This is a genomic window from Rhodopseudomonas sp. RCAM05734 (assembly GCF_052658035.1).
Genome location: NZ_CP199742.1, coordinates 4,449,315 through 4,471,295 on the forward strand (window position 1 = coordinate 4,449,315; position 21,981 = coordinate 4,471,295).

14 protein-coding genes and 1 pseudogene are annotated in these 21,981 nt (G+C 64.4%); 9 read left to right on the forward strand and 6 right to left on the reverse strand.

All coding sequences use genetic code 11. The annotated features are described in order from the left end of the window. Nucleotides 1-113 precede the first annotated feature (113 nt). Both ACUXVA_RS20970 and ACUXVA_RS20975 read left to right on the forward strand, forming a co-directional pair. Nucleotides 114-887 (forward strand): DUF502 domain-containing protein, encoded by a 774-nt coding sequence (locus ACUXVA_RS20970; protein WP_413776365.1) that lies wholly within the window; start codon nucleotides 114-116, stop codon nucleotides 885-887. Nucleotides 888-1,188: 301 nt separating this feature from the next. Beyond that, nucleotides 1,189-2,472, forward strand: a complete 1,284-nt coding sequence (locus ACUXVA_RS20975; protein WP_445487897.1) for a hypothetical protein — start codon at nucleotides 1,189-1,191, stop codon at nucleotides 2,470-2,472. 198 nt (nucleotides 2,473-2,670) lie between these two features. On the opposite strand, the gene recG is transcribed toward ACUXVA_RS20975, so the two are convergent. After that, nucleotides 2,671-4,776, reverse strand: coding sequence for an ATP-dependent DNA helicase RecG (gene recG / locus ACUXVA_RS20980; protein WP_445487899.1), 2,106 nt, complete (start codon nucleotides 4,774-4,776; stop codon nucleotides 2,671-2,673). A 179-nt stretch (nucleotides 4,777-4,955) separates the two neighbouring features. On the opposite strand from recG, the gene ACUXVA_RS20985 reads away from it, so the two are divergent. Next, nucleotides 4,956-5,246, forward strand: coding sequence for an FAD assembly factor SdhE (locus ACUXVA_RS20985; RefSeq protein ID WP_265078605.1), 291 nt, complete (start codon nucleotides 4,956-4,958; stop codon nucleotides 5,244-5,246). Then, nucleotides 5,243-8,758 (forward strand): transcription-repair coupling factor, encoded by a 3,516-nt coding sequence (mfd, locus tag ACUXVA_RS20990; RefSeq protein WP_445487901.1) that lies wholly within the window; start codon nucleotides 5,243-5,245, stop codon nucleotides 8,756-8,758. Before ACUXVA_RS20985 ends, mfd begins: the two co-directional genes overlap by 4 nt. A gap of 203 nt (nucleotides 8,759-8,961) precedes the next feature. Here the strand turns inward: mfd and ACUXVA_RS20995 are convergent, their stop codons facing one another. The 4 genes from ACUXVA_RS20995 to ACUXVA_RS21010 all read right to left on the reverse strand — a co-directional run bounded on the left by ACUXVA_RS20995 (nucleotide 8,962) and on the right by ACUXVA_RS21010 (nucleotide 14,032). Further along, complete coding sequence (locus ACUXVA_RS20995) at nucleotides 8,962-9,360, reverse strand: PRC-barrel domain-containing protein (protein ID WP_265078603.1); 399 nt, start codon at nucleotides 9,358-9,360, stop codon at nucleotides 8,962-8,964. 74 nt (nucleotides 9,361-9,434) lie between these two features. Next, nucleotides 9,435-10,673 (reverse strand): GGDEF domain-containing protein, encoded by a 1,239-nt coding sequence (locus ACUXVA_RS21000; protein ID WP_265078602.1) that lies wholly within the window; start codon nucleotides 10,671-10,673, stop codon nucleotides 9,435-9,437. A gap of 89 nt (nucleotides 10,674-10,762) precedes the next feature. After that, complete coding sequence (locus tag ACUXVA_RS21005; RefSeq protein ID WP_445487904.1) at nucleotides 10,763-12,268, reverse strand: AMP-binding protein; 1,506 nt, start codon at nucleotides 12,266-12,268, stop codon at nucleotides 10,763-10,765. A gap of 3 nt (nucleotides 12,269-12,271) precedes the next feature. Next, nucleotides 12,272-14,032 carry an extracellular solute-binding protein gene (locus ACUXVA_RS21010; RefSeq protein WP_445487906.1) on the reverse strand — a complete coding sequence of 587 codons (1,761 nt, stop codon included), beginning with the start codon at nucleotides 14,030-14,032 and terminating at the stop codon, nucleotides 12,272-12,274. Nucleotides 14,033-14,339: 307 nt separating this feature from the next. Between ACUXVA_RS21010 and ACUXVA_RS21015 the strand changes: the two genes are divergently transcribed. Then, entirely contained in the window at nucleotides 14,340-15,149 is an 810-nt protein-coding gene (locus tag ACUXVA_RS21015; RefSeq protein WP_445487909.1) for an invasion associated locus B family protein, read from the forward strand. Nucleotides 15,150-15,263: 114 nt separating this feature from the next. Here the strand turns inward: ACUXVA_RS21015 and hspQ are convergent, their stop codons facing one another. Then, nucleotides 15,264-15,596, reverse strand: a complete 333-nt coding sequence (gene hspQ / locus ACUXVA_RS21020; protein WP_265078598.1) for a heat shock protein HspQ — start codon at nucleotides 15,594-15,596, stop codon at nucleotides 15,264-15,266. Nucleotides 15,597-15,901: 305 nt separating this feature from the next. Here hspQ and ACUXVA_RS21025 point away from each other — a divergent pair, with 305 nt between their 5' ends. The 4 genes and pseudogenes from ACUXVA_RS21025 to ACUXVA_RS21040 all read left to right on the forward strand — a co-directional run bounded on the left by ACUXVA_RS21025 (nucleotide 15,902) and on the right by ACUXVA_RS21040 (nucleotide 21,881). Continuing rightward, nucleotides 15,902-16,267, forward strand: coding sequence for a hypothetical protein (locus ACUXVA_RS21025; protein WP_265078597.1), 366 nt, complete (start codon nucleotides 15,902-15,904; stop codon nucleotides 16,265-16,267). Nucleotides 16,268-16,325: 58 nt separating this feature from the next. Continuing rightward, nucleotides 16,326-17,601: pseudogene (gene ihpA, locus ACUXVA_RS21030) on the forward strand (divalent metal ion exporter subunit IhpA). Next, the gene (gene ihpB, locus ACUXVA_RS21035; RefSeq protein WP_265078595.1) at nucleotides 17,598-18,569 is read left to right on the forward strand and encodes a divalent metal ion exporter adaptor subunit IhpB; all 972 of its coding nucleotides are present in this window, start codon (nucleotides 17,598-17,600) and stop codon (nucleotides 18,567-18,569) included. Before ihpA ends, ihpB begins: the two are co-directional and overlap by 4 nt. A 99-nt stretch (nucleotides 18,570-18,668) precedes the next feature. After that, entirely contained in the window at nucleotides 18,669-21,881 is a 3,213-nt protein-coding gene (locus ACUXVA_RS21040) for an efflux RND transporter permease subunit (protein ID WP_445487912.1), read from the forward strand. Nucleotides 21,882-21,981 lie beyond the last annotated feature (100 nt).

Here is a 21,981-nt window from a genome sequence, read left to right on the forward strand (position 1 = left end):
CGGTCGCAGTCCGGCTCGCCATATTGCCGCTACCGCACTGGCAAATTCTGCTAGACTGACGGTTCAATAGTCACGGCGCCCGGCAAAGGCCGCGCCGATCAGCAGGGACGTTCATGGACCGCACCAATATGTCATCGACAACGCCGTCCGGTGACCTTCCGCCGGAGGCGCCGCGCGGATTCATGGCCCGGATCCGCAATTACTTTCTCACCGGCCTCATCGTTGCCGGCCCCATCGCCATCACCTTCTACCTGACCTGGTGGTTCGTCACCTGGGTCGACGCGTTGGTCCGGCCGCTGGTGCCGGAGGCCTATCGGCCCGAGCAGTATCTGCCCTATGGCATTCCGGGCTCCGGCCTGATCGTCGCCTTCGTGGCGCTGACCCTTCTCGGCTTCCTTACCGCCAACCTGATCGGGCGCACCCTGGTCGATCTCGGCGAACGGCTGCTCGGCCGGATGCCGGTGGTCCGCGCGATCTATCGCGGGTTGAAGCAGGTGTTCGAGACGCTGTTCTCGGGCTCGGGCTCGAGCTTCCGCAAGGTCGGGCTGGTCGAATTCCCGTCGCCCGGCATGTGGTCGATCGTGCTGATCTCGCAGCCGCCGAGCGTGGAGATCAACAACAGTCTGCCGGGGCAGGAGGAGCACATCTCGGTGTTCCTGCCCTGCGCGCCGAACCCGACCACCGGCTTCTTCTTCTACGTGCCGAAGAGCAAGATCATCGACATCGACATGTCCGCCGAGGACGCCGCAACGCTGATCATGTCCGCCGGCGTGGTGCAGCCCGGTTCCGATCCGCAGAAGAAGATCGCGGCGCTGGCCGAGACCGCCAATGCCGCACGCATCGCCAACGAGGCGGCGATCAGGCCGGAGCCGGCGAAGGTGGATTGATTCACACGCTGTCATTCCGGGGCGCGAGCGCGCCAGCGCGAGCGAACCCGGAATCTTGACGTGATAGGCATCTCCGGTACCCAGTTCGCATGCCAGTGGCCACGCCGCTGTCCCGCGCCCCGGAATGACAGTGACGCTCGCTATCCGGCCCCCGATCAGGGGGAATGCCTCGTCGAATTACTTTCATGCAGCCATTGATTGTCAGGATCGGCTTTACAGCCTGTGCATGATTGATACTGTTTTACCGGGCGAGTTGATGACCTGACGAGCAGTTGGGTGGCTGCCCTCCAGGCAGCTTCTGATGTTGGCAGGCGAGTATCTATTTGTGGCAAAGATGCGTGAGGTTGCGTGGCGCGCAATCTTTACCGTGTTATTGGCCTCGGCCATTCTGGGACTGGCCGGGTGTGGCCCGTCTGAGCGAGATGACTTCAAGTTCGGCTGGTTCTACCGGATGGTCGTGGAGCTGGACCACGGCGACGAACCGCTCAACATTGAAGTCATCATCGCCTGCGGCTCGCAGGTCAGGCAGATCCTGGGCGAAGGGCGCAGTGCGCGCGGCGTCTGGGCGCCGTATATCTATGGTGTGCGCACGAGCAATGGCGAAGGGGTGCTGGTGCAGAGCCCCAATGTCTGCAACCGGGAGCTTGCCAAGCAACCAATGCCCGCGGATTTTCTCCCGGTCGTGTTCCTGGCACCCGATGCGAGCAATCTCGAATTCATGATCGCGTATCTGCACGAGCAGGCCTACGCACAGCCGTTTTCCAAACTTAAATTTCACCGGGCGACGTTCACGGAAGTGAGCCGGGCCGATTATGACATCTGGCGCCTGACAAAATGGAAAGAGAACATCGTTCCGATCGGCGATCGCAATGCCGAATATCTGCGAGGCAGCAGCTTCTTTCGTGGTGAAGGTTTTTTTCCTAGTGGCGATCCACGCAATGCGGGCGGTCTGCGGATGACCTGCCATTCCTTCATCCGCACCCCGTTGCCTGACGCACCGAAAGAGACCGTGCGTTCGCACTGGCCGGCGGACCATCCACAGTACTGGCTGCTGAACTGGGATGTTGTCAATCCGATCCTTACGCAATACGGGCAAGAAATGCGTGAAGACGCCCGGCGACTTCTGCTCTGGGACCGTGAAACGCTTGGTGGCCACGCCAGCTTCACGGAGGCAAAAGGTGTCAATCGCCGCTCTGGCGTGGGTCAGATCGAAGAAAACCCAAGCCCTTTCATCGTCACCTCAGGCCGAGCTCCGCGCATCCCCTATCGGGTGGACACTGGTTTTCCGTGGGCAAGCAAGGACCTCTTCGCGCGGACTACATTGGATGTTCACGCAGATACCGCAAACGGCGCGGATCAGGGCTTCGCCTACTGTTACCGCGATGTTTTCGCGTACTACTTTCCCAGGCCGCAAGGCGGAGAGGTCAGGTCTACTGATCGAAAAGTCTTTATCGATGATCAACTCATCGGAAGGTGGCCGGGTGCAACCCAGATGGGCGCTGGCGGTGTCATCGTTGAGAACGATGAGTTTCTCTGGCTGCAGAGCTATTTCGACCTAACGCATGAACTCGCGAGGATGCAATGAAAAGGTCCAAGCTGTAAGATGAAGCTGGATTGAAGCCGGCCCACACTGTCGTTCCGGGGCGCGCGCGCATCGACGCGAGCGAACCTCAGCCACTCCAATTGCAGTGGCGGGGAACCTCGATGTGGGACGATGAACATTTTGGGATTCCGGGTTCGCGTGCGGCTGTCGCCGCCCGCGCCCCGGAATGACAGTTAAGGGCTACCCCGCGCCGATCAGCGGCAGTGCCTCGTCGCGCTCATAGAGATACAGCAGGCAGCGCAGCGCTTCGCCGCGTTCGCCGGTCAGTTTCGGATTGTCCTGCAGGATCCGCATCGCCTCGTCGCGGGCTTGCGTCACCAACTGGGCGTGGACCTCGGAGCGGGCGATGCGGAAACCGGGCAGGCCGCTTTGTCTGGTGCCGAGCACGTCGCCTTCGCCGCGCAGTTTCAGGTCTTCCTCGGCAATGCGGAACCCGTCGGTGGTTTCCTTGATCACCTTGAGGCGCTTAGACGCGATCTCGCCGAGTGGCTCGCGATATAGCAGCAGGCAGTTCGAGGCTTCCGAGCCGCGGCCGATGCGGCCGCGCGGCCGGTGCAGTTGGGCGAGGCCGAAGCGCTCGGCATTCTCGATGACCATGATGGTGGCGGCGGGCACGTCGACGCCGACCTCTACCACGGTGGTGGCGACCAGGATCTGGGTTTCCGCTTCACTGAAGCGCGCCATGGCCGCATCCTTCTCGGTGCCGCGCATCCTTCCGTGCACCAGCCCCACTTTTTCGCCGAAGCGTTGCTGCAGGCTTTCGAAACGCTCCTCGGCATTGGTCAGCTTCGGGCCGTCCATCTCGGACTCTTCCACCAGCGGCACGATCCAGTACACCAGCTTGCCGGCGGCGACCTGACGGCCGACGCCGTCGATGACCTCCTGCAGACGGAGGCTCGACATGGTCCGGGTCTCGATCGGTTGGCGTCCGGCCGGTTTCTCACGCAGCTCCGAGATGTCCATGTCGCCGAAGTAGGTCAGCACCAGGGTCCGCGGGATCGGCGTCGCCGACAGCACCAGCACGTCGACGGCATCGCCCTTGTTGGTCAGGGTCAATCGCTCCCGCACGCCGAAGCGATGCTGCTCGTCGACCACCGCCAGCGCCAGCGACTGGTAGATCACGTCGTCCTGGATCAAGGCGTGGGTGCCGACCAGCATGTCGATCTCGCCGGCCGCGAGGCGCGCCAGGATGTCCTTGCGCTCGCGGCCCTTCTCGCGTCCGGTCAGGATCGCGACGCGCAGGCCGGCGCGTTCGGCCAGGGGCGCGATGGTCTTGATGTGCTGGCGCGCCAGGATTTCCGTCGGTGCCATCAGCGCGGTCTGCTTGCCGACCTCGGCGACGGCGGCGGCGGCCAGCAGTGCCACCACGGTCTTGCCGGAGCCGACATCGCCCTGCAGCAGCCGGAGCATGCGGACCGGCTGATTGAGATCGGCGGCGATGGCAGCGGTGGCCTCCTGCTGCGACTTGGTCAGGGAGTACGGCAGCGCGTCGATGATCTTGTGGCGCAAATGCCCGTCGCCGGCGTTGCGGTCGCCGGCCGGCCGACGCAGTTGCGCGCGCACCAGCGCCAGCGCCAGTTGCCCGGCCAGCAACTCGTCGAAGGCCAGCCGCGACCAGAACGGGCCTTCGGGCAGGATGTCGGTCAGTTCGAGCGGCACGTGGACGCGCTGCAGGGCCTCGGCGATCGGCGGGAACGAGCAGCGGCGCATCACGTCCGGGCTGATCCATTCCGGCAGTTCCGGCAGCCGCGTCAGCGCGAGGCCAACGGCACGGCGCAGGGCGCCGATGGCGAGGCCCTGGGTCAGCGGATAGACCGGGTCGATGCCGCTGAGCTTGGCAAAGCCTTCCTCGTCGATGACGCGGTCGGGATGAACGATCTGCAGCATGCCGTCGAACAACTGCCCGGTGCCGGAGACGTAGCGCTTCTCGCCGACCGGCAGCAGCTTCTCGACCTGACCGGGATAGGCCTTGAAATAGGCCAGGATCGCCGTGCCGGTGTCGTCGCTGACATAGACCAGATGCGGCGCGCGGGAGCGGCCGGCGGGGGCAGGGCGATGGCGGTCGACCGTGACCTCCAGCGTCACCATGGTACCGGGAACCGCATCGCAGATGGTCGGCCGCTGGCGGCGGTCGATGACGCTGACCGGCAGGTGCAGCAGCAGGTCGGCGATCCGCGGGGTCTCGTCGCGGCCGAGCAGGAACCGCAGCAGCTTGTCCAGCTTCGGTCCGATGCCGGGCATTGTGGTGACCGGCGCAAACAGCGGATTGAGCAGTGCAGGGCGCATCAAGCGACTCGGAAACTCGATTTCTGGCCAATTTCCCCAAGGCTTGAATGCATTTTGGCGCGAATGCAATGCGCCCAGGGCCGCATTGCGTCCCGTAGGTGCTGACAGCGGACCCTGCGGCGGCTATATCAACCGAGCCCGGCACGTCCGGGCTTTTGGCGTTCGGACGGGATGGGAAGATGACGGGAACGACACGATCGAGCAACGGGCTGGATGAACGCCGCAAGCGGCTGCTGTTCCGCTGCTGGCACCGCGGTACCCGCGAGATGGACCTGATCCTCGGCCGTTTTGCCGATGCGGAGATTGCCGGTCTGGCCGACCTTGAAGTCACGCAGCTCGAGGCTCTCGTGGGCCTGGAGGACCCGGACCTGTATCCGGCGTTTGTCGGCGACATCGAACTGCCGCCGGAGTTTCGCACGCCGCTGTTCGAACGCATCAAGACTTTCCGCAATCTGGACTACACCCTATGAAGGCGCCGACCGTTTCGCCTGCGGCGCAGCTTGCGCCCGGGCGTGCTCTGACGTTCGCCAATGTCGCCGAGGGCGCCGAGGGGCTGATCGTCAGCGATCTCGCCCGCGCGGTTGCCGCGCGGCCGAAACCGCCGGCGGTCAGTCTGGCGGTGACCTGTCGCGACGGGCCGCGCATGCAGAACCTGGCACGGGCGCTGGAATTCTTCGCACCCGATCTTCCGGTGCTGCAGTTTCCGGCCTGGGACTGCCAGCCCTACGACCGCGTGTCGCCCCATGGCGGCGTCCTGGCGCAACGCCTGACAACGCTGGCGCGCCTGTCCCGCCTCAAGGGCAGCGAAAAGCCACTGATCGTGCTCACCACGGTCAACGCGGCGGTGCAGCGGGTGCCGGCCCGCGAGGTCATTGCGGCGCAGGCGCTGTCGGTGGCACCCGGCCATATCGTGCCGATGGATTCGATTGTCGGCTGGCTGGAGCACAACGGCTATAACCGCTCCGGCACCGTGCGCGAGCCCGGCGAATACGCCGTCCGCGGCGGCATCCTCGATCTGTTTCCCGCCGGCCTCGAGCAGCCGGTCCGTTTCGACTTCTTCGGCGACACGCTGGAGTCGATCCGCACCTTCGACTCCGAGACCCAGCGCACCCATCTCGACATGCGCGCCCTCGATCTGGTGCCGATTTCCGAATTCCGGCTGGTCACCGAAACCATCAAGCGGTTTCGCATGGGCTATGTCGCGCAGTTCGGCGCACCCGAGCGCGACGACCAGCTCTACGAGACCGTCAGCGAAGGCCGCCGCTATCCCGGCATGGAGCACTGGCTGCCGCTGTTCCAGGACCGCATGGACACGTTCTTCGATTACCTCGACGGCGCACCGGTGATGCTGCAGCCGCAGAGCGAGGACGCGGCCTCCGAGCGCTTCAAGCAGATCAACGATTACTACGAGGCGCGGCGCGAGGCGCTGGAGCATCGCGGCGGCGGCGCATTGTACAAGCCGCTGCCGCCGGACCGGCTGTATCTCGCCGACGCCGAGTGGTCCAAGCGGCTGGAGACGGCGTCGCTGGCGCGGCTGACGCCGTTCGCACTGCCCGATGGCAAGGACATGGTGGATGCCGGCGCCCGCCAGGGTCGCAACTTCGCGCCCGAGCGCACTGACGGCAAGATCAACGTGTTCGAGGTGGTGGTCGCCCACGTCCAGGCGCTGCAGGCGCAGCGCAAGAAGGTGATCGTGGCGCTGTGGAGCGAAGGCTCGCGCGACCGCATGGCGAGCATGCTGAAGGACCACAAGCTGCTCAACGTCACGTCGGTTAATTCCTGGCGCACCGTGCAGGCGACGCCGCGCAACGAAACCATGCTGGCCGTGGTCGGCATGGAATCCGGCTTCGAGACCGACCAGGTCGCCATCATCAGCGAGCAGGACATCCTCGGCGATCGTCTCGTTCGCCCGCGCAAGGCCAGCCGCAAGCTCGACAACTTCATTTCCGAAGTCACCAGCCTCGCGGCTGGCGATATCGTGGTCCATGTCGAGCACGGCATCGGCCGTTTCGTCGGTCTGCAGACCCTGCAGGTCGGCGGCGCGCCGCATGATTGTCTCGAATTGCGCTACGCCAACGAAACAAAACTGTTTCTGCCGGTGGAGAATATTGAGCTTCTGTCGCGCTACGGCACCGACACCGCCAATGTCGAGCTCGACAAGCTCGGCGGTTCCGGCTGGCAGGCCCGCAAGGCCAAGCTGAAGAACCGCATCCAGGAAATCGCGGGCGAGCTGATCAAGATCGCCGCCGAACGACACCTGCGCGAGGCGCCGAAGACCTCGGTGCAGCCGCAGCTCTACGACGAATTCTGCGCGCGCTTCCCCTATGAGGAGACCGAGGACCAGCAGAACGCCATCAATGCCACCCTGGGCGATCTCGAAAGCGGCCGACCCATGGACCGGCTGATCTGCGGCGACGTCGGCTTCGGCAAGACCGAGGTGGCGCTGCGCGCGACCTTCGCGGTGGCGCTGGAGGGCAAGCAGGTGGCCGTCGTGGTGCCGACCACGCTGCTGGCGCGCCAGCATGCCAAGAATTTCACCGAGCGCTTCAAGGGCTTTCCGGTGAACGTGGCGCAGGCCTCGCGGCTGGTCACCACCAAGGACATGAACCAGGTCAAGAAGGGGTTGGCTGAAGGCAATATCGACATTGTCGTCGGCACCCATGCGTTGCTCGGCAAGTCGATCAAGTTCAAGGATCTCGGGCTCGTGGTCGTGGACGAAGAGCAACACTTCGGCGTCACTCACAAGGAGCGCCTGAAGCAGATGCGTGCCGACGTCCATGTGCTGACGCTGTCGGCGACGCCGATCCCGCGCACCCTGCAACTAGCCTTGAGCGGCGTCCGCGATCTCTCGATCATCGCGTCACCGCCGGTCGATCGCCTTGCTGTACGCACCTTCGTGGCGCCGCATGATCCGCTGATGATCCGCGAGGCGCTGCTGCGCGAGCGCTACCGTGGCGGCCAGGCCTTCTACGTGGTGCCGCGCATCGATGACCTCGCCGAGGTCAAGGACTTCCTCGACAAGCATGTGCCTGAGATGAAGGTGGCGGTGGCCCATGGCCAGATGGCGCCGACGGTGATCGAAGACATCATGTCGGCGTTCTACGACGGCAAGTACGACATCCTGCTGTCTACCACCATCGTCGAGTCCGGCCTCGATATTCCCACCGCCAATACGCTGATCATCCATCGCGCCGACATGTTCGGTCTGGCGCAGTTGTATCGGCTGCGCGGCCGGGTCGGCCGCTCCAAGCTGCGCGCCTATGCGCTGTTTACACTGCCGGCGCAGGCCAAGATCACCGCGCATGCGGAGCGTCGCCTCAAGGTGCTGCAGTCGCTGGAGACGCTGGGCGCCGGCTTCCAGCTCGCCTCGCACGATCTCGACATCCGCGGCGCCGGCAATCTGCTGGGCCAGGAGCAGTCCGGTCATATCAAGGAAGTTGGCTTCGAACTGTACCAGTCGATGCTGGAGGAGGCGATCCTCAACCTCAAGGCCGGCCTGTCCGAGCCTGTGGCCGACCGGTGGTCGCCGACCATCACCGTGGGCATGCCGGTGTTGATCCCCGACGATTTCGTCGCCGATCTCGCTGTGCGGCTGTCGCTGTACCGAAGGCTTGCGGATCTCGAAACCGACGCGGAGATCGAGAGCTTCGCGGCCGAGCTGCGCGACCGTTTCGGCGTGCTGCCTGACGAGGTGCGCTATCTGTTCAAGATCGCCGCCATCAAGGCCTATTGCCGTCGCGCCAACGTGGAGAAGGTGGATGCCGGCCCGAAGGGCGCGGTCATCACCTTCCGCGACAACAAGTTCGCGCAGCCGGATCGTCTGGTGTTCTTCATCCGCTCCTACGGCCAGGCCGCCAAGGTGCGTCCGGACATGAAGGTGGTGTTCCTGCAGGACTGGGAGACGCCGGAAGAACGCCTCGAAGGCGCCACCGAAATCCTGCGCGCGCTGGCCAATCTGGCGGAGAAGAAAAAGGCGGCGTGATTGCGGCTGCCTCGGTCGCCGCCGGCATCCTGAGGCGCTCGCCCACTTGGGCCAGCCTCGAAGGAGGCATGTTCAGCGCCTGCCACTATCCTTCGAGGCGCGCAAGTGCGCGCTCCTAAGGATGACGGCGGTGTGTGTTGCAGAAAATGAAAAACGGCCGCCGGCATTCCTGCCGACGGCCGTGTTTTATTGAAGCTTGACGCTTACTTCGGATACTTGAATTCCGGAGCGGCCTTCAGGGCTTCCTTGGTGGTGTTCATCGTGGCCAGCCACTTGTTGTTCTTGGTGTCGTACTTGACGTTGACCGACGACGGCGACACGGCGACGTAGTGTTCGCCCATGCCGAGGAAGCCGCCGACCGAGAGGATCATGGCTTCGATCTTGTCGTTCTTGAACGCCAGATCGCTGATCTCGCCGACGGTCTCGTCCTTCTGGTTGGTAATATTCAGGCCCTTGAGCTTGGAGCTGAACATCTCGTCCTTCGACACCGTCGAGAACTTTGCATCGGCCGGCGCCGTGCCGGTCGTGGTGGTGCTGGTCTGCGCCAGGACGGGAGTGGCAAGCAGAGCAAGCGAAGCGGTGATCAGTGCAAGTTTCTTCATGGTGTCCTCCATCGCAGAATGCGTGCTCTATAATGCGAGGAGGTAACAATCGTTCCGTACGCAGTTCTGGAACCCTACGAGGCGACGCGGCGCGCGTCCTTTCCGTGCAGGCGCGACAGCAGCGACTTCGCGGTATCGCCGGGCAGCAGGGTCGCGACCACGACACGCGGCTCGACCCGCTGGTCACGTTTGGCGCTGTGCAGGGTGTGCTTCATCACGCTGGAGAGACGCTTGGCGATCATATGGGCATTGCGCAGATCGGTTTCGGCAAACGCCACGATCACCGAGCCGTCGTCCTGCAGGGCGCCGAAATCCATCTGTCGCATCAGCCGGCTGAGGATGCGCGCCGCATCGAAGCGCGCGCGGTCGGGGATCTCGTCGAACGAGAAGCGCACCACCGACATGCCGCCGCCGCGCGACTGGGTCTGGTAGACGGCGGTGGAAAAATCGCGTTCGAACGCGGCGCGGGTCAGAAGGCCGGTGCGGGCATCCAGCAGGCCGTCGGAGTCCAGCGCCTTCAGGGTGCGGCTGAGGCGGGCTTCGAAGGCGTGTTGCCGAACCAGAGGCAACGCATGCGCTGCCACGTCGGCGGCTTCGCCGGAGATCATTTCGAGATTGGGCAGGTCATAGGCCGGCGCGAGACCGGCGGCGGTGACGGTCACAGGCAGATTGCGAAACCGGGCATCCTCGGTGAGCACCGTCAGGAAGGCATCGACCACCCGCAGGCTGAAACCCTCGCCGATAATGATGCCGTCGATGTCGCGTGCGTTGAGGTGCTTGGCGGCGGCCTCGATGCTGAGGGCGCCGATCACGCCGACGCGCTCTCCCAGCGCCACCGACAAAGCGGGGTAGCCGGCGCCGCGGCCGATCAGCAGCACATTGGCGTCTTCGAGCGGATCCGGAGTCTGCAGGGCGGTACGCTTGACGGCGTCTGCGGTGAGACGGCGAACCACTGTGGCGTGCAGGGTGCGGACCCGCAACGCGGCACGCAGGCGCGCGTTGAGGCGATCGAAGCTACCGGCAGACTGCACAAACGGAATGGCGTGGGCGGGAAGCGGCGCTATGGGATCGATGGCGATCAGCGGCACGTAAGGCTGCTTGGCCGCCAGTCGCCGCGCCAGCGCCTCGAACGTTGGCTCGTCGGCCGCCGTTGCCGAGACCAGCACGGCTGCGGGTTGCACGCGCGCGACCGCGTCCAGCGCTTCCGGCCAGGTCGCGTCGATGACCGGAAACATTTTGGTATCGGCAAGGGCAGCGGAAAACGTCGGCGGCCTGGTCGCGGAGATGGCGACGATGGGAGCCTGATCGGACATTGTCGATGACCTGGACTGAGCGATGATTGGGTCGCGTCAGGCTAGTCGGGCGTCCTTAATACGGCGTCAATGATATCCCTCGATTGCGATCAGTCGACGCTGGCGCGATCGCGAAACGCCTCCACCATCAGCGGGTTGAGGCCCAGTTCGGTCAAAGCGTCGCGCGCGCGCGTATTGTTTGCGGCGCGGCCGGCGAGCCGGTAGCCGCTGAGGCGATCGGGCAGGGCTGTCAGCATGGTGTTCTGGCCGAGCCGCCGGGCCCACTCGCTGAGATCCTGCGCCAGGAAGCGGTAGCCTCCGACGGCCATGATGCCCGATGGCGGCGCTGTGATGCAGATGGCGCCGGTGGAGCGGTCGAGCCGTGCGGCAAAGCCGGTATCAACGTGGTCGGCGGCCGGCCCGGCCGACATCAACGACTGGCTGGGCTCGACGGGGGCCGCGTAGGCTAGTACCGGCACCATCGGCCCGCGCAGGCCGAGCGTGCCCTTGGGCGTAATCAGGATCTCGCCGGCGATGGAGGAACTGGCCACCGCGCGCGGCGCGCCGTGGGAGCCGGGCATGATGGCAACGGGCAGGCCGTCGCTGCCGCGGCGCGCGCCGAACAGTCCGGCCTCGCCGAACAGATAGATGTCGGTCAGCACGGCCTGTTCGCTCGTCCACAGCGCGCTGGTGAACACCTGTTCCGGGGCGCGCCAGAGACCGACCACGTGGTGCAAGGTCGGCGTGCGCGCCAGCATGCCGGCATCGGCGAGCCGCTGCGCCAGCGGGGCGGGTGCCACCAGCACGTCACAGGCGAGACCGTTGATCTGCTGCTCCAGCACCTCGCTGTCGAACGGATGGTGTAGTGCCAGGGTGCCGCCTGACAGCAGCCAGGTCACCAGCGACGACGCGACGCTGGCGAAGGAGCATGGCGCCAGCGCCGACATGATGGTCGCGCCTTGCGGCAGGCCGCTTTCGAGGAACACTGAAAGTCCGCCGGAGATCAGGTTGAGATGGGTGCGCGGGACCGCGCGAAACCCGTCGGCGGTCACGTCGAAGGAAATGATCGCTGCGCGCCGCGCGTCCTGCGTCACCAGCAGCGGTTCGCTGAATTCGGCGGTCATCGCCGCATCGAGCGAGGCCATGCCTTCCGGCAGGTCGTTCCCGAAGCCGCAGACATGGCGGATCGAGAACGCCTCGGCGGCGGCGTTCATCGCCAGGTCGGCATGGCTGACGCCGTCGATCCGGCTCGATGTCACGATGGCGCGGGCACCGGTGCGGTTCAGCGCGATCGTCAGTTCGGCTTGCCGCCACAGTTGCGGCAGCAAAGCGACCACGAGACCTGCGCGGTGCGCGGCCAGCACGGTGAGCATGAATTCGACGGTGTTGGGCAACTGAACCGCGATCACCGAATTGGCCGGCAGCCCGCTGTTGATGAAATGCGCGGTCAGCGCCGCGATCCGCTGTTCGGCCTCGGCGAAGGTCAGGCGCAGCGGCGGCGTGCTGGTCACCCGCATCTTGTCGGCGGGGTCAATCAGCGCCAGCGCGCCCGGCTGGCGGGCGAGAATGCGGCGGAACAGGCCGTCGAGCGTGGGCGATGCGTTGGCTGTTGTCACGGGTCACTTCCGATCGGGTCTGTGCCACCAAGTCTCGGGGAGGTAGCCCGTCAACGCCGTGGCTGCAGGCCGTTCTATCCGATTCCATCGGGCAATCCATTGTTCCCCGACGTAGTAGAGCGGAATTGCGTAGAAGCCGGACATCAGCACCCGATCCAGTGCACGGACCGCCGTGACGAAATCGGGACGGTCGTGGGCTACCAGCATGGCCGAGATCATCGCATCGATGGCAGGATCCCGGGCGCCCATGTAGTTGCGGGTCCCCGTGAGGTCCGCCGCCTGGGTGCCCCAGTAGAAGGATTGTTCGTTGCCGGGCGACAGCGACTGGTCCCAGCGGTTCTGGATCATGTCGAAATCGAAGCTGAGACGGCGCTGGTCGAACTGCACGCCATCGACCGAACGCACCGAGGCCGTGATGCCGGCGCGCTTGAGATCGCGCCCATAGGCCAGCGCAATGCGCTCCTGGTCGCGGGTCGTCACCAGGATCTCGAAGGTGAAGGGAATCTTGGTGCCGCGCTGCCGCAGCAGGTTGCCGTCGAGATCGTAGCCGGCCTGTGACAGCAGCGCCAGCGCCGTGCGCAAGGCGCCGCGGTCGCGCCCGGAGCCGTCGCTGACCGGCAAGCGGAAGCTGCCGTCGAGGATCTCGGATGGCAGCCGGGCCAGATAGGGCTGCAGCAGGGCGCGTTCGCCGGAATCGGCGGCGCGGCCATAGGCGGACAGTTCGGATCCCGCGAAGAAGCCGCCGGAGCGGGTATAGAGGCCGAAGAAGTAGTTGCGGTTGATCCATTCGAAATCGAACAGCAGGGTCAGCGCGCGGCGGACCCGGACGTCGGCGAACATCGGCCGCCTTGTGTTGAACACCAGGAACTCGGACGGCTTCGGCAGCCCGGTCTTGATGCTGTCGCGGGCCACATCGCCGCCGCGCGCGGCGGGGAAGTCGTAGCCGTCATGCCAGCGCGACGGTTCGTTCTCGACGCGGTAGTCGTACAGGCCGCGCTTGAACGCCTCGAAATGGCCGTTGGCCTCGCGATAGAAATCCAGCCGGATCTCGTCGAAATTCCACAGCCCGCGATTGACCGGCAGGTCGCGGCCCCAATAATCGGGGTTGCGGGTCAGGGTGACGCTGGCGCCGGGCTTGACGGTGGTGACGCGATACGGCCCGGAGCCCAGCGGCGCGGCCATCGAGGTGTCCTCGAAGGTGGCGACGTCGATGGCGTGCTTCGGCAGCACCGGCATCAGGCCGAGGATCAGTGGCAATTCGCGGTCGCCCTGGCCGCCGAAATCGAACCGCACCGTGCGTGCGTCCAGGGCCTCGGCCTTGGTCACCTTGGCGTAGAACTGGCGGTGGTTGGGGCGGCCTTTGTCGCGCAGCAGCTCCCAGGAGAACAGCACGTCGTCCGCCGTGACCGGCCGGCCGTCGGAGAATTGCGCCCGCGGATTGATCCGGAAGGTGACATAGGTCCGGGCGTCGTTGGTCTCGATGCTCTCGGCCAGCAGGCCATAGAGCGTAAAGGCTTCGTCGTTGCCGCGGGTCATCAGGCTTTCGATGACGAAACCGCGGACCTGCTGCACCGCCTGGCCGCGCACGATCAGGGGATTGAGGCTGTCGAAGGTGCCGAGAATGCCCTGGATCAGGCGGCCGCCCTTGGGGGCGTCCGGATTGGCGTAGGGCATGTGCGTGAAACCGGCTGGCAGGGCAGGCGAACCGTGCATGGCGATGCCCTGAGCGCCCTCAGCCCGTACCGGAACCAGGCCTGCCAGCATGGCCAGCCACGTGACGGCAACGCAACTCCAGCGCGGACGGCTGCGGACATGCGATGCAACGGCACGGTTTGATTCGGCGGGGTTCACCCGGAAATACTAGCATGACCGCCATGCGCACCGCCGCGGCCTATCAAATATGGTTGTCGCCATTGATCTTTTCGTCCGCCGATGTATTGAAGGCGGGCAATTGACGAGGTCGGCGCGGCTTGTCACGTAAGGGCCTCAATTGGCAACGAGACACCGGCCAACGGGTCAGAGTCAGAACTCGCTTTGGCGAGGCGCCACCGTTCAGAAAGGGTTTTCCGCAATGAATTTCCGTCTCTTGGCCGCGTCGGTGTTTCCGCGCAGGCGGGTTTTCACCCTGCTGACGGCAACGGCACTGACCGCCACGATCACCGTTTCCGCCGCCCAGGCCCAGGCGCCCGCGCCGGGTGCGCCCGCCGCTGCCCCGAAGGCCGCTCCCAAGGCTGCGCCGAAGGCCGCTCCGAAGGCCGCGCCTGCTGCCCCCGCGGCCCAGGCCCCGGCCGGTGCTCCGCCCGCCGGCGCGACGCCGCCCGAACAGCAGGTTCAGCCGATCTATGCGCCCTGGACCAAGTTCTGCCTCAAGGGCCAGGATGCAGCGGCGAAGCAGGTCTGCTTCACCGGCAAGGACGGCCGTATCGAATCCGGCCAGCCGGTCATCGCTGCCGTGATCATCGAGCCGGAAGGCGAACCGAAGAAGATCCTGCGCGTGACCCTGCCTCTGGGCATGCAGCTGGTGCACGGCACCCGCGTCATCGTCGATGCCAATGCGCCCGCGCAGAGCCCCTACGTGATCTGCTTCGCCAATGGCTGCATGTCCGATTACGAAGTCACCCCGGAATTGCTGGCCAATATGAAGAAGGGCCAGAACCTGATCGTCCAGGCGATAAACTCCAACGGTGCGCCGCTGACCCTGCCGCTGCCGCTGGCAGAATTCGCCAAGGCCTACGACGGTCCGCCGACCGATCCGAAGGTGTTCGAGGAAACCCAGAAGAAGCTGCAGGAAGAGCTGCAGAAGCGCGCGGAAGAAGCACGCAAGAAGCTTGAAGCTGCAGCCCCCTCGGGCGGCGCGCCAGCCAACCCCGCTGCGAAGTAAGTTTCGCCAAAGCAATGCTAAAAGGCGCTCAGAAATGAGCGCCTTTTTTGTATCGGTCATTCCGGGGCGCGAACGGCATCAGCCGACCGCACTCCGGAATGACAGTATAGGAATTCAGTTTAGCGAGGGATTGCGTGGCCGGTAGCCGCCGCTCTTGTCCTTGACGAAGATCTCGGCGACCTGGGAATGCCGGATCGGTTCGCCGGAGTCATCGGGCAGCAGGTTCTGCTCGGACACATAGGCGACGTATTCGGATTCCGAATTCTCGGCCAGCAGATGGTAAAATGGCTGGTCCTTGTGCGGCCGGACTTCTTCGGGAATCGACAGCCACCATTCCTCGGTGTTGTTGAATTCCGGATCGATATCGAAAACCACGCCCCGGAACGAGAAGATCCGGTGGCGTACGATCTGTCCGATCTGAAATTTGGCGGTCCGCGCTACGATCATGCCTCGTCGAATAGACCAGGATTGTGGCCGATGCTAGAGGCCGCGCGATGATTTAATGCGGCCAGGCCGACTAACCGCCGTCTCGAATGACTGGAAACCCTCGGCTCGGCACTATCAAGGATTGTATTCCGATTTGTAAGCGGAGCTTTATCGGGGCTAACCAAAGTGCTTCGTAACGGATGGACGCGAGATCGCGGGCATCTGCGGCCGGCATGGGGCAATCGGTCGCGTGAAAACCGAGACTGGGCAGGGATTTCGGCGCGTCTGTGATAGTGTTCGCATGCGATCTTCGTTATCATTGTCGAATGGAACGCAACGCAAATCAAAGTTTGCCTGTCAGGCAGTCGAACGGGCTACGCCGTTCGATGCTGATGTTCCTTGCGTTCGTTTACCTGTTCGTTGGTATCGCTCACAATATCTCCTGCCTCGATCAAGCGGTCGCTTCGAGCGTCGCGATCGAGCATGTCTCCGACGCCACTGACGACGGCGGGACAAAGACGGGCGTCGCCATTTGCGATCATTGCCCGACCTGCGTTCCCGCCGTGCTCCCGGCGCCTTCTGTCGCTGCCGCGCCGTCCGCCGTTCCGGCCCCACCCGTCGTGACGATCGCGTCCGTGTTGCTTGCGGGCCAGTCCCGGCTCGACACCCCACCGCCCAAAATCCTGACCTGAACGCCTTCGCCGGGCGCGCGAGCGCCTAGACTCGACCGTTCTTCAGGTTCCTGAATTCATGTTTATGAGAAGCGTCGCCACGCTGTTCGCGTGCGCGTCGGCACTGCTTGTCAGCCCGTTGCTGACCGCCGTGTCCTATTCGCAGACCATCATTTTGCAAACCGCACTTCAGCGTGCGCTGGCCACCAGTCCACGGCTGACGGCAGCGGAGCGCGATGTCGGCATCGCGTCGGGCCAGCGGATCCAGGCCGGAGCGCTGATCAATCCGGAGGTGTCCTACGAGCAGGACAATTCGTTTGGCTCGCGCACCTATCGCGGCACGCGCTCGGCGGAGACCACACTGCAGATAAGCCAACTGTTCGAATTGTTCGGCAAGCGCGACGCGCGCATTGCAGCCGGGCAGGCGGGCGTCGAAACCGCCGCGATCCAGCGCAAGGCAATCCGGCTGGAAGTGCTGGCGGAAACCGCCGGCGCATTCCTCAACGTGCTCGGCGCCCAGCGCCGGATACAGATCCTTGACGAACAGATCGCCGAGATCGACCGGATTGCGCCCCTGCTGCAACGGCGCACGGAGGCGGGTGCTTCATCCGTGGCCGAGACCGGACGTGCGGAAGTGGCCTCCGCTTTGGTCAAGGCCGATCGTGAACGGGTTCGGTCGCTCCTTGCCACTTCGAAACGAGAACTGGCCGTGCTGATGGGGGATACGACGCCCAAGTTCTCGGCCGTCTCCGGGCGGCTCGATGCCACCGGGCGCCCGCCGTCCTTCAGCGCCGTGATTGCGGCTATCGATGCAGAATCCGCAACTGATGCGCTGGACCGCCATCTATGCTCAGCGCAACGCCGAGCTTCTCATCGCGCGGCTGCGTCCCTATCCGGACGTGCGGGTCAACGCCGGTTGGCGGCATTTTAACGACACCGGCGACGACGCCGTTCGGCTGGGGGTCACGGTTGCGATCCCGGTGTTCGATCAGAACCAGGGCAATATCCTTTCGGCGCAGGAGAGCCTCGCCAAGACGCGCGCCGAGCGGGAGGCCAACCGCAATGCACTGATCGTACTGGCAGGACGTGCGTACGACACCTTGCAGGGGTCGCTCCGCGAACTGGCCATCCTCCGGGAGTCCGCGATCCCGAAGTCGCGCCAGGCATCCGATGCGATCTTCGAGGGATACGGTCAAGGGCGGTTTTCGCTGCTCGAGGTGCTAGACGCCCAGGCCAGTGTCGCCCAGGCCCGGCTGCGCGAACAGGAGGCCCAGCAGAATTTTCATGTCGCCGTCGCCATCATCGAGGGGCTCGTCGGCAATCCATTTGCACTGGCGCGGGAGAGCGCACGATGAAGAAACTTGTCGTCATGATCGTCGGCGCGCTCGCGGTCTTCGCCGTGGGAACTGGCGTCTACGTCGCATCGTCGGAGAAGCCATCCGCCTCGACGGCGGAGCCGTCGAAGCACGAGGAGAAGGGCCACGAGGAAGAGGGCCACGAGAAGGAGGGCGTCGTCGAGATGAGCGACGACAAGGTCGTGTCTTCGACCATCGAAATCCTTCCGGTCTCCGAGGCGACCTTGAAGGACTCTATCACGCTGAACGGCATCATCCAGCCCAACCAGGAAATGCTGGTCCAGGTTACGCCGCGTTTTCCGGGCGTCGTCCGCGAGATCAGGAAGCGCATCGGCGATCCCGTCGAAAAGGGCGAACTGCTTGCGAAAATCGAGAGCAACCAGAGCCTCACCACGTATGAAATGCGCGCTCCAATTTCGGGAACGGTGATCGACCGCCAGATCTCGCTCGGCGAATATGCCTCGGAGCAGAAGCCTTCCTTCATCGTCGCCGATCTGTCGACGGTTTGGGTCGATCTGTCCGTCTACCGGCGCGACCTGTCGCGCGTGAAGGTAGGCGATACCGTGGTCATCGATGTCGGTGACGGCGGAAAGCCGATCGAGACCTGGATCTCCTATGTCTCGCCGGTGGGAAGCAGCGATACCCAGAGCGCGTTGGTACGCGCGGTCGTCCAGAACGAGGGCCTGCGGCTGCGCACGGGACTGTTCGTGTCGGCGCGGCTGATCCTCTCCGCAAAGAAGGTGCCGATGGCCGTGAAGGCGACCGCGATCCAGTCGGTGGAGAACCGGAACGTCGTCTTCGTCCGGAACGGCAAGAAGTTCGAAGTGCGGGAGGTCGAGATTGGCGCCCGGGATCGGGAAAATGTCGAGATCCTGTTCGGTCTTCTGGAGGGCGACAAGTACGCGGCGCGGAACAGTTTCATCGTGAAGGCCGAACTCGGAAAGGGCAGTGCCGGTCATGAGCACTAACCCCAGCCTTTGGGCGTCAGCGCCTGACTCCGCAATCCAGCACCGTTCGCTTTCCGCTCTTGAGAATCCGCCGCAGGACTACGTTTCCGGAGCTTCACGATGATCGACGCCGTCCTGGCCTTTTCTGTCCGCCAGCGTTGGCTGGTGATGATCGGCGTTGTGCTTATGGGGGCCTTCGGCGCCTGGAATTTCAGCAGGTTGCCGATCGATGCCGTTCCCGACATCACGAACGTGCAGGTTCAGATCAACACGAATGCGCCGGGCTATTCGCCCCTCGAAGTCGAGCAGCGCATCACCTTTCCCATCGAGACCGCGATGGGCGGCCTGCCGAACCTGGTCAACACCCGCTCGCTTTCCCGCTACGGCCTCAGCCAGGTGACGATCGTTTTCAAGGACGGGATCGACATCTATTTCGCGCGGCAGCTCGTCAACGAGCGCGTGCAGCGCGTGAAGGACATGCTCCCGACCGGTATCGAGACCGCCATGGGACCGGTCTCGACCGGGCTTGGCGAGATCTATCTCTATACGGTTGAGGCGAAGCCGGGCACCAGGAACGCCGAGGGTCAGCCATTCAGCCCGTCCGACCTGCGGACGGTTCAGGACTGGATCATCAAACCGCAGCTCCGCAACGTCACCGGTGTCAACGAGGTCAACACGATCGGCGGTTTCGAGAAGCAATTCCATGTGCTTCCGGACCCCAGCAAGCTGATGGCCTACAGGCTCAGCTTCCGCGATGTGATGGCCGCGTTGGCTGCCAACAATGCCAACGTCGGCGCTGGCTATATCGAGAAGAACGGCGAGCAGTACCTCGTCCGTACGCCCGGCCAGGTCGCTAATCTCGATGAGATCGGGCAGATCGTCATCGGGTCTCGCGGCGGTGTCCCCGTCAGGATCTTCGACGTTGCCGACGTGAAGGAAGGAAAGGATCTCCGCACCGGCGCGGCCACGCTCGACGGGAATGAAACGGTCATGGGAACCGCGATGCTTCTGATCGGCGAGAACAGCCGGACGGTTGCGCAGCGTGTTGCCGCCAAGCTCGAGCAGATCGGCAAGTCGCTTCCTGACGGCGTGTCCGTCCGGGCGATCTACGACCGGACGCATCTGGTCGATGCGACCATTGCGACCGTGGAGAAGAATCTCGTCGAAGGGGCGCTGCTGGTCATCGTCATCCTGTTTCTCATCCTCGGCAACTTCAAGGCGGCCATTGCTACGGCCCTGGTCATTCCGCTCGCCATGCTGTTCACGATCACGGGGATGTTCGAGAACAAGGTCAGCGCCAACCTGATGAGTCTCGGGGCGATCGACTTCGGCATCATCATCGACGGCGCCGTGATCATCGTCGAGAACTGCCTGCGCCTGCTCGCCCACGAACAGGTGAAGCGCGGACGGATACTGACGCGCGACGAGCGTTTCGAGACGATCATCGCGGGCTCGCGCGAGGTCATCAAACCGAGCCTGTTCGGCACGCTGATTATCGCTGTCGTGTATCTGCCGGTCCTGACCCTGACAGGCGTCGAGGGCAAGATGTTCACGCCGATGGCGTTGACGGTCCTGATCGCGCTTCTCGGGGCCAGCATCCTTTCGATGACGTTCGTTCCCGCCGCCGTGGCGCTGATGGTCACGGGCAGGGTGTCGGAGAAAGAGAACTGGTTCATGCGGCTGGCCCATCGGTCCTACGTGCCGATCCTGAACCTCGCTATCCGGTTCCGAGGGGCCGTGGCCGTGATGGCCGTCGTGCTGATGGGCGCCAGCGGCTATGCGGCATCGCGCATGGGCGGCGAGTTCATCCCGAGCCTGGACGAGGGCGACGTCGCCATCCAGGCCATCCGTATCCCCGGGACGAGCCTGACGCAGTCGCTGGAGATGCAGCAGGCTCTGGAGCGGCGTCTGCTGAAGATTCCGGAGGTGAAGGAAACCTTTGCGCGCACCGGCACCGCCGAGGTTGCCACCGATCCCATGCCGCCGTCGATCTCGGACGGCTATGTGATGTTGAAGCCGCGCGACCAATGGCCGGATCCGCAGAAGCCGAAGGCCGACGTGGTGAAGGCGATCGAGGAGGCGGCCGAGGAGGTCGCCGGTAGCAGCTATGAATTGTCTCAGCCCATCCAGCTGCGCTTCAACGAACTGATCTCCGGCGTCCGGAGCGACGTCGGCGTGAAGATCTTCGGGGATGACCTGGACGTGCTCGCGCAGATGGCCGGCAAGGTCCAGACCGTGCTGCAGGCGGTGCCGGGAGCCGCAGACGTGAAGACGGAGCAGGTCGCCGGTCTGCCGGTTCTGACGGTGAAGCTCGACCGCAAGGCGCTGGCGCGCCTCGGCATCAGCGTCGCGGACGTCCAGAGCCTGGTCGAAATCGCGGTCGGCGGCAAGAGCGCGGGCCTTGTTTTTGAAGGCGACCGCCGGTTCGATCTGGTCGTGCGATTGCCCGAGGACAGCCGCTCGGACATCGAAGCGATGAAGGCGCTGCCGATCCCGCTGCCGCCGCTGGACGGGCAGGCCAAGGTCCAGCCCGCCGTGCTGGGCACTTCGCCGCTGAGCCAGATGCGCTACGCGCCGCTGTCCGAACTCGCGGAGATCACCGTGTCACCTGGTCCGAACCAGATCAGCCGCGAGGACGGCAAGCGACGCATCGTCGTGTCCGCCAACGTCCGTGGCAAGGATCTCGGCTCCTTCGTGACCGATGCCCAGAACCAGATCGCCCAGAAGGTGAAGTTGCCCGCGGGATACTGGATCGGGTGGGGCGGGCAGTTCGAGCAGCTGGTTTCGGCGTCACAGCGTCTCATGATCGTCGTCCCGATTGCGTTGCTTCTGATCCTGCTCTTGCTGTTCATCAGCCTCGGATCGGTCGCCGACGCATTCCTTGTCTTCAGCGGCGTGCCGCTCGCGCTGACCGGAGGCATCTTCGCATTGCTGCTGAGGGGGATTCCGCTTTCGATCAGCGCGGGCATCGGGTTCATCGCCCTTTCCGGCGTCGCGGTACTCAACGGTCTGGTGATCATCACCTTCATCGAGCGTCTGCGTCATGAGGGCAAGACGATCATGGAGGCGGTCCATCAGGGGGCACTCACCCGACTGAGGCCAGTTCTGATGACGGCGCTTGTTGCCTCGCTTGGCTTCGTTCCGATGGCTATTGCAACCGGCGCCGGTGCCGAGGTCCAGCGGCCGCTGGCCACTGTCGTCATCGGCGGAATCATCTCCTCGACCATCCTGACGCTTCTCGTTCTTCCGGCGCTCTACATCCTGTTCCGTCGGGAATCTTCGCCTGCCGCCGGGCCGGCGATGCATATCCTGGCCGCCAATGGAGACCGCTAGATGAGGAAAATACTGCTCGTCGCGAACAAAACATTGGCTCATAAGACCGGAATTATGAGTCCCCACCAAATCGGGCCAACAGCAAGAAGAACACGCCCCC